At 50.0% G+C, this 14,448-nt stretch carries 15 protein-coding genes; 12 read left to right on the top strand and 3 right to left on the bottom strand.

What is annotated here, in order from left to right; translation table 11 throughout:
* Positions 1-102: 102 nt before the first annotated feature.
* The 5 genes from R70331_RS18215 (at position 103) to R70331_RS18190 (ending at position 2,989) form a co-directional block, all read left to right on the top strand.
* Positions 103-561: a RidA family protein gene (locus R70331_RS18215; protein ID WP_042177658.1), complete on the top strand. Its 459-nt coding sequence runs from the start codon at positions 103-105 to the stop codon at positions 559-561.
* A 59-nt stretch (positions 562-620) separates the two neighbouring features.
* Entirely contained in the window at positions 621-1,004 is a 384-nt protein-coding gene (locus R70331_RS18210; protein ID WP_042177656.1) for a hypothetical protein, read from the top strand.
* A 34-nt stretch (positions 1,005-1,038) separates the two neighbouring features.
* Positions 1,039-1,377 (top strand): hypothetical protein, encoded by a 339-nt coding sequence (locus R70331_RS18205; protein WP_042177654.1) that lies wholly within the window; start codon positions 1,039-1,041, stop codon positions 1,375-1,377.
* 352 nt (positions 1,378-1,729) lie between these two features.
* Complete coding sequence (locus tag R70331_RS18195) at positions 1,730-2,302, top strand: inositol monophosphatase family protein (protein ID WP_081947653.1); 573 nt, start codon at positions 1,730-1,732, stop codon at positions 2,300-2,302.
* Between the two features lie 27 nt (positions 2,303-2,329).
* Positions 2,330-2,989 (top strand): HAD family hydrolase, encoded by a 660-nt coding sequence (locus R70331_RS18190; RefSeq protein WP_042177650.1) that lies wholly within the window; start codon positions 2,330-2,332, stop codon positions 2,987-2,989.
* Here R70331_RS18190 and R70331_RS18185 read toward each other — a convergent pair.
* Positions 2,986-3,879, bottom strand: coding sequence for an AraC family transcriptional regulator (locus R70331_RS18185; RefSeq protein ID WP_042177648.1), 894 nt, complete (start codon positions 3,877-3,879; stop codon positions 2,986-2,988). The two genes, R70331_RS18190 and R70331_RS18185, sit on opposite strands and share 4 nt — an antisense overlap.
* Positions 3,880-4,034: 155 nt before the next feature.
* Between R70331_RS18185 and R70331_RS18180 the strand changes: the two genes are divergently transcribed.
* On the top strand, positions 4,035-4,952 hold the full coding sequence (locus R70331_RS18180; RefSeq protein ID WP_042177645.1) for a DMT family transporter: 918 nt from the start codon (positions 4,035-4,037) through the stop codon (positions 4,950-4,952).
* Positions 4,953-5,000: 48 nt separating this feature from the next.
* Here the strand turns inward: R70331_RS18180 and R70331_RS18175 are convergent, their stop codons facing one another.
* A complete protein-coding gene (locus R70331_RS18175; protein ID WP_042177642.1) occupies positions 5,001-7,589 on the bottom strand; it encodes a glycosyl hydrolase in 2,589 nt (862 codons plus the stop codon).
* A gap of 213 nt (positions 7,590-7,802) precedes the next feature.
* On the opposite strand from R70331_RS18175, the gene R70331_RS18170 reads away from it, so the two are divergent.
* Together R70331_RS18170 and R70331_RS18165 are read left to right on the top strand one after the other, a co-directional pair.
* On the top strand, positions 7,803-8,249 hold the full coding sequence (locus R70331_RS18170) for a hypothetical protein (RefSeq protein WP_042177640.1): 447 nt from the start codon (positions 7,803-7,805) through the stop codon (positions 8,247-8,249).
* 27 nt (positions 8,250-8,276) lie between these two features.
* Positions 8,277-8,735 (top strand): OsmC family protein, encoded by a 459-nt coding sequence (locus R70331_RS18165; protein ID WP_042177637.1) that lies wholly within the window; start codon positions 8,277-8,279, stop codon positions 8,733-8,735.
* 327 nt (positions 8,736-9,062) lie between these two features.
* Here R70331_RS18165 and R70331_RS18160 read toward each other — a convergent pair whose 3' ends face one another.
* On the bottom strand, positions 9,063-9,896 hold the full coding sequence (locus R70331_RS18160) for a MurR/RpiR family transcriptional regulator (RefSeq protein ID WP_042177635.1): 834 nt from the start codon (positions 9,894-9,896) through the stop codon (positions 9,063-9,065).
* 180 nt (positions 9,897-10,076) lie between these two features.
* Here R70331_RS18160 and R70331_RS18155 point away from each other — a divergent pair, with 180 nt between their 5' ends.
* From R70331_RS18155 to R70331_RS18140, 4 genes are read left to right on the top strand one after another with little or no spacing between them, the layout of a single operon-like run.
* Positions 10,077-10,961, top strand: coding sequence for a DUF8171 family membrane protein (locus R70331_RS18155; protein WP_042177632.1), 885 nt, complete (start codon positions 10,077-10,079; stop codon positions 10,959-10,961).
* Positions 10,954-12,771, top strand: coding sequence for an ABC transporter ATP-binding protein (locus R70331_RS18150; protein ID WP_042177630.1), 1,818 nt, complete (start codon positions 10,954-10,956; stop codon positions 12,769-12,771). The genes R70331_RS18155 and R70331_RS18150 overlap by 8 nt, the downstream gene beginning before the upstream one ends.
* Positions 12,755-13,591, top strand: a complete 837-nt coding sequence (locus R70331_RS18145; protein ID WP_156131155.1) for an energy-coupling factor transporter transmembrane component T family protein — start codon at positions 12,755-12,757, stop codon at positions 13,589-13,591. Before R70331_RS18150 ends, R70331_RS18145 begins: the two co-directional genes overlap by 17 nt.
* 42 nt (positions 13,592-13,633) lie before the next feature.
* Complete coding sequence (locus R70331_RS18140) at positions 13,634-14,428, top strand: PHP domain-containing protein (protein ID WP_042177627.1); 795 nt, start codon at positions 13,634-13,636, stop codon at positions 14,426-14,428.
* Positions 14,429-14,448: the final 20 nt, after the last annotated feature.

The following is a 14,448-nucleotide window of genomic DNA, read 5'->3' as shown; positions in this document are numbered from 1 at the left end:
ACACAAAATCAAAGCACCTGAGACCAGTCAAGCACAAATGGTTGCTCCTTTACTGATAGGGTAGTATAATTCTTCCAAATCAGATGAGCGAGGAGATTGAACATGACTGAACAAACAGTAGCCAGTAGAATAGCAACATTAGGAATCGTTCTTCCCAATGCAAGCGAACCAGCAGCTAAGTACGCAAACTTCATAAAAGTAAACGGGTTATTGTTTGTTTCTGGCAAGGGACCTACTGGAACACCTAAAGGTAAGTTAGGTCAGGATTATACAACTGCAGAAGGTTATGAGTTTGCACGACAAACAGGGATTGAAATTTTGGCTGTACTAAAAACAGCTTTAGATACACTGGATAAAGTGAAACGAGTGGTTAAAATTCAGGGTTTTGTTAATGCGGACGCTAATTTTGAAGAACATCATAAAGTGTTGAATGGTTGCTCAGATCTTATGCTGGATGTTTTCGGAGAAAAAGGTGTCCATGCACGTTCAGTCTTTGGAGCTGTTTCGGTTAGAGACAATCTTCCAATCATAATTGATTCAATATTTGAGGTTGAGGAGTAGAGAGTTTTACGCTAACTGGTAACAATAGCTTAAATGCAGGCCCAGATAGGAGACGGGATATGAACTTTTCGAACCGTTATATATGGATAGAAGCTGAAATGTGGCCTGTAGGCTCATGGAATCATAAGGATGACAACTCTGATGTTATTGTTGTTTTTCCGAATCGCTCCAAATGGATTGCCAGTTTTTTCACTTACCAAAATATCGAGACGTTAAGGCAAAAGAACATACAAACCGGTGAATGCATGAACGGTGCATATTACTGGTCCAGCGACATGATGTTGATTGATATTATAAGTAGGGATAGAATTGAACAACTAATTGATCATTTGATCAAACATGATAATTTCCAATCAGCCTTTAATCGATACCCTGATGTAGATACAGAAGACGATGCGAACTATCCTGTTGGATTTTTTATAACCGAAGAATCATTCATCTAACAGGAAACGCTGGTCAAATAAACGAGGTGTTCGTATGATTCCCCCTCTAGTTCCGTTAAGAATCCCAGCGGGATGGAAAATATCATTTAACCAATTTACAGAATCAAACCCTGAATTGTTTATTGATGATGAGTATATTTACAGATGGGAGTTTAATGAGGATATTTTTCAGTTCGAAAATTCTTACAGGAAACGAATATTGGACCTTAGTTGGCGCCCCGAGTTTAATCCAAATGGTGAGTACATACTCGTCTTATTGGATGCGGACTTTCCTGATTGGAGTCAACCATTGAGCGAATTCCGCACCAAAGAGATTAAAAAGATTATTGAAAAGACTGAGCAATGGTTGGCCGAAGTCTCCAAAGGCGGCTAGCTTCTTAGGATGCTCAAATCGGCGATTTCTTCAACTTCGGATTAAATTATTATCAGGATGGACTGAGTAATTTACAGTAGGGGGATGTTTTTCTTCTAATTCTGGAGGTGACTTCATGTCGAAGAAAACGTATAAATTAATTGCGAATATCATTACATTCTGCTCAATTGGATATGTAATATATATAGGCTTCTTTGTTTTTTTCGATAAACCAGGCGCATCGGACGAGATCGCTGCACTATATTTAAAAATGGGATATGCATATGCAATACTCGCTGTTAGTTTAATTACAAGAGCTATTCTTAAAAAGAATAAAATTTTATAATTTAGTCTAACGGGAAACGCCAATTTAATACAGCAGACAGATTATAGCCTCTCCTTTGAAACAAACTTAAAAATTGAACTTGCCGAACAATTCAATAAAGAGCGCGCGGTATATACGTTCTATAAGGAGGGTGTAGTGCTCGCAGGAGCCGTATATGCGCCGGATCTGAACTGTACTTATGTTGGAATTAAAGGGGAAGGCTCTTATTGCAATGGCGATCGTTTACAAATTCGTAAATGTACTTCACTATTAGATGCCGTCATTATTACAGGTTTTCCGCATGATCCAGCAAAAGTCCAGCCGGCAATTGAAAGAGTGAACCGGCTCCGAAGAAACTGTCGTGACATTAGGCGTTTTGCCGCACCAACCGTAGACATTTGTTATGTGGCATCCGGAAAGTTAGATGCACATACGGAAAGTCTTTCACCGTGGGATGTAGCCGCTGCAGGCTTGATTGCACGGGAGGCGGGAGCCATGAGTTGCCATGTACAAGCGGTGCCTGATGGCATCCCTAATGAACTCTATGGTGAAGAGGTCGTATTTACGACACCTGGGATCTCCGATGATCTCTTGACATTATTACGGATGGGACCTGAATAAATTAGGGTTTAAAGAAGGGCTAAAGACATGGATATTAAAGCGGTACTCTTTGATTTAGATGGTACGTTATTAAACCGTGATGCCTCGCTTGTCTTTTTTGCTCGTGACCAGTACGATCGGTTTTCACAACTTCAATTAGTTGAGAAAGACATTTTTGTACGGCGGTTTATCGAGCTTGATAATCACGGATATGTTTGGAAAGATAAGGTTTACCAGCAGCTTATTGATGAGTTCTCCATTCAAGATATAGAGTGGACAGAGCTTCTAAGTGATTATTTAATTAGTTTTCAAAGGCATTGCATAGGTTTCCCTAATATGATGACTATGCTTACTCAATTAAAGAACAACGGAGTAAAGTTAGCGCTAATCTCTAATGGTTATGGACAGTTCCAGTATGATAATTTTAAAGCACTGGGTATTAGTCATCTATTCGACGAGGTTCTGATATCAGAATGGGAAGGACTTCGAAAGCCAAACCCAGAGATATTCATTCGAGCTCTGTCAAAACTGGGAGTGAGAGCAGAAGACGCACTGTTTGTAGGTGACCACCCGGAAAACGATATAAGAGCGAGTCGCGATGTAGGTATCAAAGCAGTATGGAAGCGAAATAAACAATTTTTTCTAGAGGTTAATGCCGACGCAATTATAAATGACTTGGAGGAATTAACTCAATACGCATTAGGCTAACCGGAAGCGCCGCTTCTGAATTCCCTGAAGGTTTTAGGTGTTTTTCCCTGATCTTTTTTAAAGGACTGGATGAAGTGATTTACATGATTGAACCCCACTTTGCCGGATATCTCGGTGATCGTATCTTCTGTGGATACCAGTAGTTCGCAGCTTCTTCTGATCCGGTATTTAATAAGGTACTCATATGGCGTAATACGAACCGTCTTCTTAAAGCTTCGCGTACATTCTGAGATGCTCAGATGCGCGCTATCCGCAATCTCGCTTAGCGTAATAGGACTAGAGTAGTTCTTATGGATAAAACTTAGCATAAGTTGCAATCTTTCCTGCTGTTGCTTTACGTGTTTTGGCGCTTCCTCTTTCGGCAGTGTAAGGTTGGAGATTAAGAGGAACCAGAGCTGTACCGTTCTGATCGAAATATTGTATTCCCATCCCCATCGCTTTTCCATATTAAATACTCTCCGCATGTCCCAAAGCATGACCAATACTTGCTTTTCCCAATTCGCGTTACCTGCAATAACGGTTGATACGAGAGATGAACGGGTGTAAGGAAACACATAGTTCTCTTCCATAGTACTTTCCGGGTGGAAAGCGATTAGCTTTTCGGGAAAGTTAAAACTTACATATTCACCATTATCGCTTAGCTGTGTCGCTACATGAAGAATTCCCTTGTTGATTAGGATCGCCTGGCCAGTCTTTAACTCATAATCGATCCCGTTTACTTGAAGCACCAATATCCCTTTTGTTACCAATGTAATCTGCAGCTCTTCATGCCAGTGCAGGTCGTTAAACCCCCGTCCATCAGGAATGCTCGTATATAGCGTATGGGTGTACATAATGTAAGGAAACGAACGGTCGGGATATGCAATTGTTTCATAAAGCGGTTTTGGCATGACAAAAACCTTCTTTCTATGACGATATATCCATATTAATTAGCGATATGTTTGCACAAGTATTATAGAAACGGTGATATTATTATATCAAATCTATGGCTTATCACCAGAGCCTGTGCACAGATGACCGGATAAGACCTCTTGGAGGGTTTTAAGTGAGAGAACACAAATCACCGCTACTGCTTCATCCTTACGTACTGCTATTTATCGCCATTCTGTCCGTTTCCGTTTCTTCCATTATGATTAAATCTTCTGATACGCCAACCGCCATAGCAGGTATGTATAGGCTTTTGATTTCAGCGGTCATCATGCTTCCTTTCGTCCCTTGGACAACGATTCGCTCCTTAAGCTTGAGCGCCAAGGAATGGGGGACGTTCCTTCTGGCCGGTCTGCTCCTGGGACTGTATTTCTTATTTTGGATGGAATCGCTTGTTTATACTTCCGTGGCAAGTTCCATGGTGATCCTGGCGCTGCAGCCGCTATTTGTTATGACCGGTTCCTATTTTGTATTCAGGGAGAGTGCCGGCATGCTGAGTGTGATTTGCTTAGTGAGCTCGCTGTTTGGCTCGGTGATCATCGCTTGGGGAGATATCGGGGTTTCAAAAGAAGCGCTGATTGGGGACGGATTATCTCTAATCGGAACAATACTGGTTTCAGCCTATATGCTGGCCGGACAAAAGTTGAGCCGGAAAATTGATGCTAATTTGTATAGTGTCGTGGTTTTTTTTCTCGGAGGAAGTGTTCTGTTCATCTACAGTATGCTGAGCGGCTATTCCTTAACAAATTACAATTCATCGGACTGGACGTATTTCCTAACGCTTGCGATCGTTCCTACAATATTCGGTCAGTATATATTCAATCGCCTGCTTAAGACGATAGGAGCCACAACCGTGTCAGTAGGCATTATTGGAGAACCCGTTGTGGCTATTATACTGGCTTATATAGTTCTGGGAGAAACCATCTCCGGATCTCAATTTATAGGCGGTTTGATAACGCTGCTGGGTATGTTGATGTACTTTTGGCGGCAATCCGCACACTATCATTATTCAGCATCGAATCGTTCTTTCCGGTGAAAAAAAAGAGTGGACCAGGGATACCCCTGACCCACTCTTTTGGTCTGCTTAAGGCTCAATTCCCCAGACCAGCTGACCGCTCACGTAACCGGTGATTTTATCATGGCTGGCGAACTGTGTGCCGGAGGCCTTGAAGGAGTAATCGTCAGCCTGATTGTAGTTGGACCAGTCGGATTTGGAGAAGCGGGTCTGGATTTCTGCGCTCTGGCCGGGATTAAGTGTTCCCGCTGCACTCGTAAAGCCGATCTCGAGCGCATAATCCGCTCCGGTTACCGGAGTTGCCAGCTTCACAAAATTGGCGGTGACATTTGCGCTACCGACACTGGCCCAGTCGCTCCAGAAGCTCTGTGCTTTATCCCCGTCGATAGTATAGTAATACCGGAGCTTGACGTCACTAAGCTGGATCGCCGAGGTTCCGTTGTTGGTTACTTTGAATTTTGGCGATATGCCGCTGCTGGAGGCAGTGGTGTTGCCATTGAAGGCCTGAATCGTCAGGTTTCCTGACGGTACGGTTACGGTGCTGTCTGTTACATTTACGGTAAGAACGGCATTATTTCCCGCGTTAAAATGAAAGGTTAACACATGCTGGCCGACCGGCAGTGTGGCAAGATACGATTTTTTCAGAACAACTGCAGTGCTTGTTGCTGTATAATCCTGGCCGGAGGCAAGCGCAGCAGTTCCTTTCGTCACACTTGTCAGCTGGTGTCCGTTCAAGGTAAGCGCTGCGGAAATGTCCTGCTGCAGGGCTGCCGCTTTGTCAAAAGCTGCGGTTACCGGCGAGATTGAAGCATCCGGTCCGGGCCCCGGTGTTAAATCAATGACTTTCACCTTCAAGACAGGGTCTTGTCCCTGGTTGAAATCCAGCACGATGGAATGCTCGCCAACCGGCAGCTGGGCCAGGTACGCTTTTTTCAGAGTCAGCGTATTTCCGCTTAAAGTATAATCCTGAGTTGCAGTTAGGGCGGCAGTTCCTGCCCGGAGAGCGGTAAGTGTATTGCCGTTAGGATTCACGGTTATGGCTTTGTCGCTCTGATTAGGCGCATATTTGTCAAACTCGATGTTTGCCGGTGTGATGGATGCATTTGGAATCGGGTTATTCACACTCAGGTCAGGCAGCTCATCCAGGGTAATGACATAATTGCTCTGGTAGAGCGTTGTCAGGGTCGCCGGATAATTAAAGGCGCTGCTCATAAGATGCTCACCGTACCAAGGCAGGAAGTAGAGCCAGCCGGATTTCTCCTCTGTCAGATTCTTTACGCTCGGGATGGTATCGTTTTCCGTCATCGCTACCATTTTGGTACCGCCGGTTAAATCGACCAGCTGATAAAAAATCGAAGTAATCGCATCCTCATTAGGCACGCCGGACAATCCGTCATAGCGGTTGTAGATCGTATTGTACTTATCGTAACCGACCAGATCGACCTGGTCATTGCCCGGGTACCATGCCGGAGAAGTGCTGTATACATAGCTGTTGTAGGTCCAGATCAGGTTGTGCAGTCCATACGTTTCAGTGAGCTTGGTATAGATCTGATCCCATAGCTGCTTGTAGACCTCAGCCCCGGCCGAGGCCCACCAGAACCAGGCGCCTTCCCCGTTCAGCCCGCCGTTGCCCTCTGCCTCATGGTAAGGACGGAAGAGGACTGGAACGTTGTTATCCTGCAGAATCAGCAGCTGCTCCGCCAGATCATCGATAGCCGCCATGACATACTCATATTCTCGGGTGCCGGGAACGACTGCATTGGCCGTATTAAAATTGGTTTCTGTCGGCTTGTAGGTGGCTTTCTTCCAGTCTACAAATTCACCCGGCTGATAGGCGGTGAAATCGCGGGGCACATTGATATGCCAGGAGGCTGTTGCGATCCCCCCGCGGTTATTGACCCAGTCAATCATCCGGCTCGTTGTTCCGTCCTCCCAGCCATATAGCGGATTATAGTTCATAAAGTCAAAGCCGCGGATGGCGGGATATTTGCCGGTCAGATTGTGAATCCAGTCAAACTCAAGCTCGGCATTGCCGTCATTCCCGCCGCCGTAAATCTCCTGCTGGCCGGAGATGATATGATTGCCGTAGACCTCCGTTAAATAGTTCATCAGCAGCTGTGTTTCCGGGGTAGCCTGTGGATCGGAGAGGACTGGCTGTACGTTCAATGGATCGAGATCAGCATAATCGACAGTGAAGGTATCGAAATACGCGAACCCCCAGCCTGCCTTGATCTGGATGGTGTTGACGCCTTGGTTCAGCTTTTGGAAGCCGAAATCGAAGTCCTTCCAGGCAGTTGTGTAGGGCAGCATATACGAGCCCTTGGTAACGCCGTTAACATTCAATGACTGCTGTCTGCCGTCAGCGCTGAGCTCCTGCATATACCGGGTGCTGATCGAATACATGCCGGTTTCCGGGACGGTCACTGAGAAGGTTAAGGTGCCTGAGTTCTGCATCCAGACAAAACCGCTTCCGGAGTAGCCGGGCTTGGGTGCTCCGTAAATCTGCGTAACCACTTGGAGATCGGAGCTGAGCTGGGCATTTTCACTTTCAATCGTGAACAGCGGGGCCTCTGCATGAGCGGGGGCAATCCTCACCATTCCAAGCAGCAGAGTAACTACGAGCATCATTGCGCCTGCTTTTTTGACTAAATTCTTCATCGTCATCTTCCTTTCCATAGTGAAATAGGATGAATAACTTGTAGTCTACTGATTCATGATGGCGCTTTCATAGAGAATATAGCATATGTATCAAAAGATGTAAATATATGGAGTCTGAAAATACAAGGATACATTTGAACATTGAGATACTATTGTGCCATGGTATAATACGGCGTAGCGTTGGCTTCATTATTTCACCCTTAAGGAGAATCAATGAACACAATAAATCATTTGGTCATTAGACCCGGAACCCGGTTCGATGAATCCGATCCTGCGCAGGACGGCAATAAAAATACCAGGTTTGCTGATCTGATTATTGACGGACATTCCCTGTACCAGAAGCTCAAACAGCATGATCTGGTTCCATCCCTGGGCTGGGGGAGTGAAGCGTATCAACGGCGCATGATCGATTACTTTTTACTGGCAGAGCCCCATGAGTATATGTTCTACAGATACCCTATATTGGTCTGTCCCTGGTGTGCGGATGAGGAGTGCGGCTATATCTCTGTTAAAATCGACAGGGAGGACGATGTGGTCATATGGAAGGATTTTCGGCTGGGGAGTAATAATGAGCCTGTTAAGACCGGACCTTTTTATTTTGAATGGAATAACTATAAAAGCGCTATAGAGGCTACGTTTGGTACAGCGGGAATTCAGTAACTATATAGAGAGGAATGAGGAAGCGGGATGAAGCATCCTTTTCATTTAAAAGCGGTATGGAACGGCGGGCGTAACAGTGAGGGGCATATTGACGCAGGCGGGCTCAAAACCGTCATTTCAATTCCAGAGGAGATGGGCGGGCCGGGAACAGGTACGAATCCTGATGAGATGCTGCTGGGAGCAGCGGCAACCTGTTATCTGATTACCCTGGCCGCGATGCTTGAGCGTTCTGAGATTACACCTGAGAGTCTGACCCTGGAGTCTGAGGCCACTGTTGATGTCACGAATAATGTGTTCACTTACGAACGAATCACTCATAAGCCGAGGATTGTGCTCAGAGCAGATGTGAGTGGAGCTGAACGGTTGAAGGCGGAGCGGCTGGCATATAAGGCTGAAGAGTCGTGCATGATCTCGCGGGCTGTTGCGGGAAATGTAGCGATAGAGACGCTGCCAACTATTGTTACGGCGGAGCCGGATGCGGTGTAATGCGCCTAGTAGGAAGCGGACCGGTCTAGCAGACTGGACACTTTGTTAAGCTAAGCACATTTAGGTGGAAATTGGTCGTCTATTTCTCTAATAAGCTTCGCTATGAGGAATCTAGTTGGAAAAAGGTTACTTAATTTTACCGGAATTGCCGCTTGAGGGGTGAATGGACTGATTTAGCTGGCGTTTTTCCAGCTAAAAGACGTAAATTCCGAGAATTACTGGAATTAGCTGGAGAAAATCAAACTATATTGATTGAGATACATAAAAAGACGCCTGAAAGCACGACGGACAGCTCCGTCCTCAGGCGTCTTTTTGCTGCGCATACAGTCAGCTCCGCGGCAGCCTGCTCCCATATCTCGCACGCAGCTGCTGGAGCTTGTCGAGCTTCTTCAGGCTGCTATCCTTGCTGAGCAGGCCGACGCCGAGGATCAGATTCTCGATAATGTACGTGGGTCCGACCATTGAATGGAACTCCCACACCTCGCCGCGCCCGGCATACAGCACAATGTCAGCATCCTGTGAACGGGGAAAGACCAGCCTGTCGGTAATCAGGATAACCGTATAGCCCGCCTCCCGCGCATAGTCGAGAATAACCTCTGTTTCGGGCAGCAGCTGGACGAAGCCGAAGACAAGCACGACATCTTTTTTACCGGCATGCATCAGCGACTCCATCAGCTCATGGCCGCTGGGGGCCATACGTTTCAGATTCAGCCCGTAGCGAGCCATCCGGTAGGCCATCAGCTCGGCGAGACCCGCACAGGGTCCGGGACTGTAGATGTAGATTTGCCTCGCAGCGGATAAGGCGGCTACAGCACGCTCAAGAATGGCTTCGTTCAGATAGCGGTTTGTCTCCTGCAGGTGATGTGAGGCCACATCCAGCAGCATTTGCGGGAGGGAGCTGCCGCCGGTCCGCTGCATGGCATCGCGCATTTTTTCGGACGGGGTGGACTCGAAGCGGAAGCGCAGGCTGTTCTTGAAATCCTTGGCGTGGCGGTAGCCGGCCGCTTTCCAGAAGCGGGAGACCGAGGCAATGCTGATGCCCAGCTCGCCGGCCATTTCCTGCTCGGTCATGTAGAGGACGCGGAGCTCATTCTTTTGAATAAAATCGGCAATCACCCGCTGGTTCGGGGAAAAGGGACGGCGGTTCCAGTCCTTGTACATAGGCAGTTGTCCTCCTGGAATGATGATGCTTCTCCACTATAGCCTGCCAGTGTGATGTAAATATTTTTACAGCGTTAAAAAACATGGAAAAAAGATTACACCCTCTTAACAAACGGAAAAAGCTGTGCTGACACGCTATTTCTATACTTAAGTTAAATTCTTGAAGGGGGCCATTACGAAATGAGTACGTTAAAAAAGCGCTACACGCTGACCCAATCGCAGAAAATGATGATCTTCGTGCTGTCCATGTCGCTCTACGGATTGTCCAACATGTTCACGGAGCTGATTCCAAGTATCCAGCTGGGGCCAATTGAGCTGTCAGTGGAGTATTTTGCCTTCATTCCGCTGACGCTGTGCATGCTGTTTCATCCGCTGTATGCGGCTGTGGGGGCGGCGGTTGGCGAGGTGATCTTCGGGGAGCTGATGCTGGGGCAGTTCGGCGGGCTCGGTGAGCTGGAGAAATTCATTACGTTCTCGCTCGCGATGTACATCGCCGGCCGCATGGTGTCCGATCCCAAAAACCGCAGACAGGTCGGCATCGCGGCGATCAGCGGAGTGGCGATTCACCAGTTCTGCAGCTCGGTTATCGACATTGCCAAGGTGTGGGTCGGTGTGGAGGAGCTTGAGGCGGTTCAAGGCTTAGCTGAGAGTATTGTCATCATCGAAGGTGTCGGATTCTTGAATGATGTACTGTTCTCGGGCATTCTGTTCGCCTTGCTGCCGACGATGTACCTGGTACCCCGCTTGTACGGTAAAATCGAACCGCTGCTCGGCATGAAGCCGCGCGAACGGAACATGCAGTATGCCTCCGGCGGCAAGTCCTGGCTCTCGCCGAAGCTGCTGGGCGGCGCCATCCTGCTGGCCCTGATTGCGATGGGCGCAGAGCTGCTGTCGGAGTCAGGCTGGAGCATCGGCGAATTCGAGCTGCCGGGAGCGGAGTCGAATGAGGGGATGCTGATCTGGATCAGCATGCTCGCAGCCGCAGCAGTTACGGCGGTAGTGCTGACGGTGATCCTGCGAAAGGCGTCGCGCAGGCGGCAGGAAGCAGGGCAGCTGGATGGATAAGCCGCTGCTGGAATTAAGCAATGTGTCCTTTACTTATCCGGGTGCTGAGCATCCGGTGCTGCTGGAGGTTTCGTTCACCCTGCAGCAGGGGGATTTTGTTGCTGTCATCGGCAGCAACGGCTCGGGCAAATCGACGTTGTGCAAATGCTTCAACGGCCTCATCCCTCATTACTATACGGGAGATTTTGAAGGGGAGCTTAAGCTGCTGGGAGAGTCTGCTGAAGAGAAGCGGGTCAGTGAGCTGTCCCGGCATATCGGCTATGTGTATCAGGATTTCGAGAACCAGCTGGTCCGTCCGACGGTGCTGGATGATGTGTGCTTTACACCGCTGAATTACGGGCTGGCCGATTACCGCGAGCGGGGGCTGCGTGCGCTGGAGCTTACCGGCCTCAGCGGCTTGAGCCGGGAATTCATCTGGCAGCTCAGCGGAGGACAGAAGCATCTGCTGGCCCTGGCCGGGGCTCTGGCGATGGACCCGGACATTCTCGTCATCGACGAGCCGGTGGCCCAGCTCGATCCGCAGCATGCGCGTCAGATCTACGATATACTACGCCGGCTCAATGAGCAGCACGGTAAGACCATTGTGGTCATTGAGCATCACGCGGAGTTCATTGCGGAGTACTGCCGCTCGGTGGTGCTGATGGACGGCGGGCGGCTGCGCTGGCAGAAGCCGGTCCGCGAAGCGCTTACCGCGGTGGAGGAGCTGCAGGGCCTCGGCATCTATCCGCCCGATGTCACCAGGGCGGCCTGGCTGCTCCGGCCGGACCTGCAGGCCGCGTGGGATTATCCGCTCAGCTGTGAGGAGGGGCGGGCATGGTTTAGACGGCGGGCAGAGGCTGTGGCTGCTGCTTCTGTCAATGCTGCCGATGTCCGGTCTCTTGCTGCGGCTTCCTCAGATGGTGCTCCGGCGGTTCCGCCAGGCACCGGACCGCATGCGGCAACGGAAGCCGCAGTTAGCCTGGCCGCGGCAGAACCGATTGTCCGGATGGAGCAGATCCGGCTCTCATTCCGGACGATTCACAAGACGCTGCAGCCGGTGCTCGGCGGCATTAATCTGGAGCTGTACGCCGGCGAGCGAGTGGCGCTGATCGGCAATAACGGAGCCGGTAAGTCCTCGCTGATGAAGCTGATCGCCGGCATTACTGCTCCGACCGGCGGAACTGTACAGGTTAAGGGTATTACAGTGAACGGTCTGCCGCCGGAACGTCTGTCCGGCATCGTATCCTATGTATTCCAGAACCCTGAGGATATGTTCATCGACGATTCGGTCCGCGGAGAGATCGCTTATTACCTGAAAGCGAGAAAGCTTGCAGACAGGGACGAAAGAGTGGAAGGGATGCTGCAGGCCTTCCGCTTGCAGGAGCTGGCTGAGCGGGATGCCCGTCTGCTCAGTGGAGGGCAGCAGCGCCGGGTATCGCTGGCCATTGGCGCTGCCGTCCGCCCGGCAGTCATGCTGCTGGATGAGCCGACGGCCAATCTCGACATTTCGACGAAGCAGGAGATGACCCGGGTGCTTGAGGCGCTGCGCGGCCATGTTGAGACGGTTGTCATCGCTACGCATGACATGGCTCTGGTGGCCGAGTGGGCCAGCCGGATCATCGTGATGAGCGAAGGCCGGATCATTGCCGACGGAGACAAGGAGGCTGTCTTCTCCGATGGGCAGCTGCTGCGGCGCGCCGGCTTGGCCGAGACCCAGCTCATGGAAATGAGCCGGCTGCTGGGCCTGCCGCAGATCTGCAGCAGCCTGGAGGCGTTCACCGCTGCGGCGGAATGGAGAAAGGGGGAGCTTGTATATGGTGGAAGCTGTTAAACGGGCGCTGGGCAAAATCTCGGTTGAGCACATCAAGCTGGAGCTGCTGGGTACCGCCTATAATAGCAGCAGCACGTTTCTGGGCAGGCTTGACCCGCGGATGCTGCTGATCTGGTATTTATTTTTTGCCATAACGCCGTGGTTCATCTATAACCGCACGATTCTGCTCGGAATGTTTGTCTTTATGGTGGTTACAACAGTGCTGTCCAAGGTTAGTCCGTACATTGTTTTTATCCTCTGTCTCGGTCTGGTCAGCCAGATCGGCTGGATGTTCCTGCTGTCGCTATTCTTCGGCGGAGGCGCTGAATCGCTGCTGCCAATGCTGACCCTGACGCTCAAGCTGTCGGTGATTTCACTGGCAAGCATTACGGTCTTTTCCAGCCTTGACCCTGAGCGCCTGAGTGACGGATTATCTGCGCTCGGCGTGCCGGATGCCTTTGCCTTCAGCCTGTCGTACGGCTACCGCATTCTCCCGACACTGCTGGAGGAGTTCCACCAGATTCTGCTCTCGTTCAGGCTCAGGGGGCAGCGGCCGGCGAAGCACGGATTCCTCTATCTGCGTACCGCCGCTTATTACTTGCGGATTCTCGTACTGGTCTTCTATCCGCTGATGCTGAATACCGCCAAACGTTCACGGACTACGGTTGAAGCGCTGGAGACCAGAGGCTACACCTATGCAGTCAATAACCCCAAGGTTAAAAAGCTGCGTCTTTCTTACCTCGCCATGCAGCGCAGAGACTGGCTGTTTGTGGCTTTCACCGTTGTCTATATTGGCCTGCTGTTCCCGCTGGGAGCTGCTGTTCCTAATCTGCTATACTAAACCGCTCTACTAAACCCGGAAATTAAGGAGTGTCATCCCTATATGAAAATAGATCTGCATACCCATGGCAAGCTGTCGAAGAAATCAGCCTTTTCGGAAGATTATTTCCGTGACATGGTCAAGGAGGCGCTGGCGAACGGCCTGCAGGCGCTTGCGCTCACGGAGCATTTTAATACCTCGAATTTCTTCGGGATGTATGAGACGCTGGACCGGATGTACCCGTACAACGGGCATTATTACGAGGCTGACGGCCTGCGGATTTTCCCTGGCATGGAGGTCGATATTGCCGAGACCGGACACATTCTGCTGATCGGATTAAAGGAGGATATTCTGGAAGCACGCTATGCCCTTGAAGGCCACACCGGTGAAGACAGCTTTATCCCGTTCCGCCAGCTGCTGGAGCTTGCCGACGCCCGCGGCTTATGGAAAATCGGCGCCCACCCGTTCCGCACCTCAACACCGCTGCATCATCTGGAACCGTCGCTGCTGTCCCGGCTGGATGCTTTTGACTTCAATGCCAAGGATATTTACATGCAGGGCGAGCAGCCGTACCGGGCGTTGATTGAACCGTTTGCGGCGCGCCTAGGCATTCCGGTCATTGCCGGCAGTGACAGCCACCAGTGTCTGCAGTATGGCAGTGTCGTGAACCGGCTGGAGCAGGACTGCTCAACCGTTGCTGAGCTTAAGTCAGCTGTACAGCAGGGAAGGTATACCATTGAAGTGTCCCCATGCCTGGCCACGAAGGTCAAGGGCTCGGTCATGATGAAGAAGCTGCTCAAGCAGATGGCCGGCGAGGCTCCCTCGCGGGATGAAGCGGCGGCAGAGTATACGGCTTAGTGACTGGGGACCGGCAGCGG

This window comes from Paenibacillus sp. FSL R7-0331 (assembly GCF_000758645.1).
Lineage (GTDB): Bacteria > Bacillota > Bacilli > Paenibacillales > Paenibacillaceae > Paenibacillus_AQ > Paenibacillus_AQ camerounensis.
This window is presented reverse-complemented; position numbering and strand designations above follow the sequence as displayed.

Excerpts from the sequence above, each read along its gene's own strand:
- R70331_RS18150 (WP_042177630.1), top strand. The coding sequence starts at position 10,954 with ATGGATAAGCCGCTGCTGGAATTAAGCAATGTGTCCTTTACTTATCCG.
- R70331_RS18160 (WP_042177635.1), bottom strand. The coding sequence starts at position 9,896 with ATGTACAAGGACTGGAACCGCCGTCCCTTTTCCCCGAACCAGCGGGTG.
- R70331_RS18185 (WP_042177648.1), bottom strand. The coding sequence starts at position 3,879 with ATGCCAAAACCGCTTTATGAAACAATTGCATATCCCGACCGTTCGTTT.
- R70331_RS18205 (WP_042177654.1), top strand. The coding sequence starts at position 1,039 with ATGATTCCCCCTCTAGTTCCGTTAAGAATCCCAGCGGGATGGAAAATA.
- R70331_RS18170 (WP_042177640.1), top strand. The coding sequence starts at position 7,803 with ATGAACACAATAAATCATTTGGTCATTAGACCCGGAACCCGGTTCGAT.
- R70331_RS18145 (WP_156131155.1), top strand. The coding sequence starts at position 12,755 with ATGGTGGAAGCTGTTAAACGGGCGCTGGGCAAAATCTCGGTTGAGCAC.
- R70331_RS18190 (WP_042177650.1), top strand. The coding sequence starts at position 2,330 with ATGGATATTAAAGCGGTACTCTTTGATTTAGATGGTACGTTATTAAAC.
- R70331_RS18155 (WP_042177632.1), top strand. The coding sequence starts at position 10,077 with ATGAGTACGTTAAAAAAGCGCTACACGCTGACCCAATCGCAGAAAATG.
- R70331_RS18175 (WP_042177642.1), bottom strand. The coding sequence starts at position 7,589 with ATGAAGAATTTAGTCAAAAAAGCAGGCGCAATGATGCTCGTAGTTACT.
- R70331_RS18210 (WP_042177656.1), top strand. The coding sequence starts at position 621 with ATGAACTTTTCGAACCGTTATATATGGATAGAAGCTGAAATGTGGCCT.
- R70331_RS18140 (WP_042177627.1), top strand. The coding sequence starts at position 13,634 with ATGAAAATAGATCTGCATACCCATGGCAAGCTGTCGAAGAAATCAGCC.
- R70331_RS18215 (WP_042177658.1), top strand. The coding sequence starts at position 103 with ATGACTGAACAAACAGTAGCCAGTAGAATAGCAACATTAGGAATCGTT.
- R70331_RS18165 (WP_042177637.1), top strand. The coding sequence starts at position 8,277 with ATGAAGCATCCTTTTCATTTAAAAGCGGTATGGAACGGCGGGCGTAAC.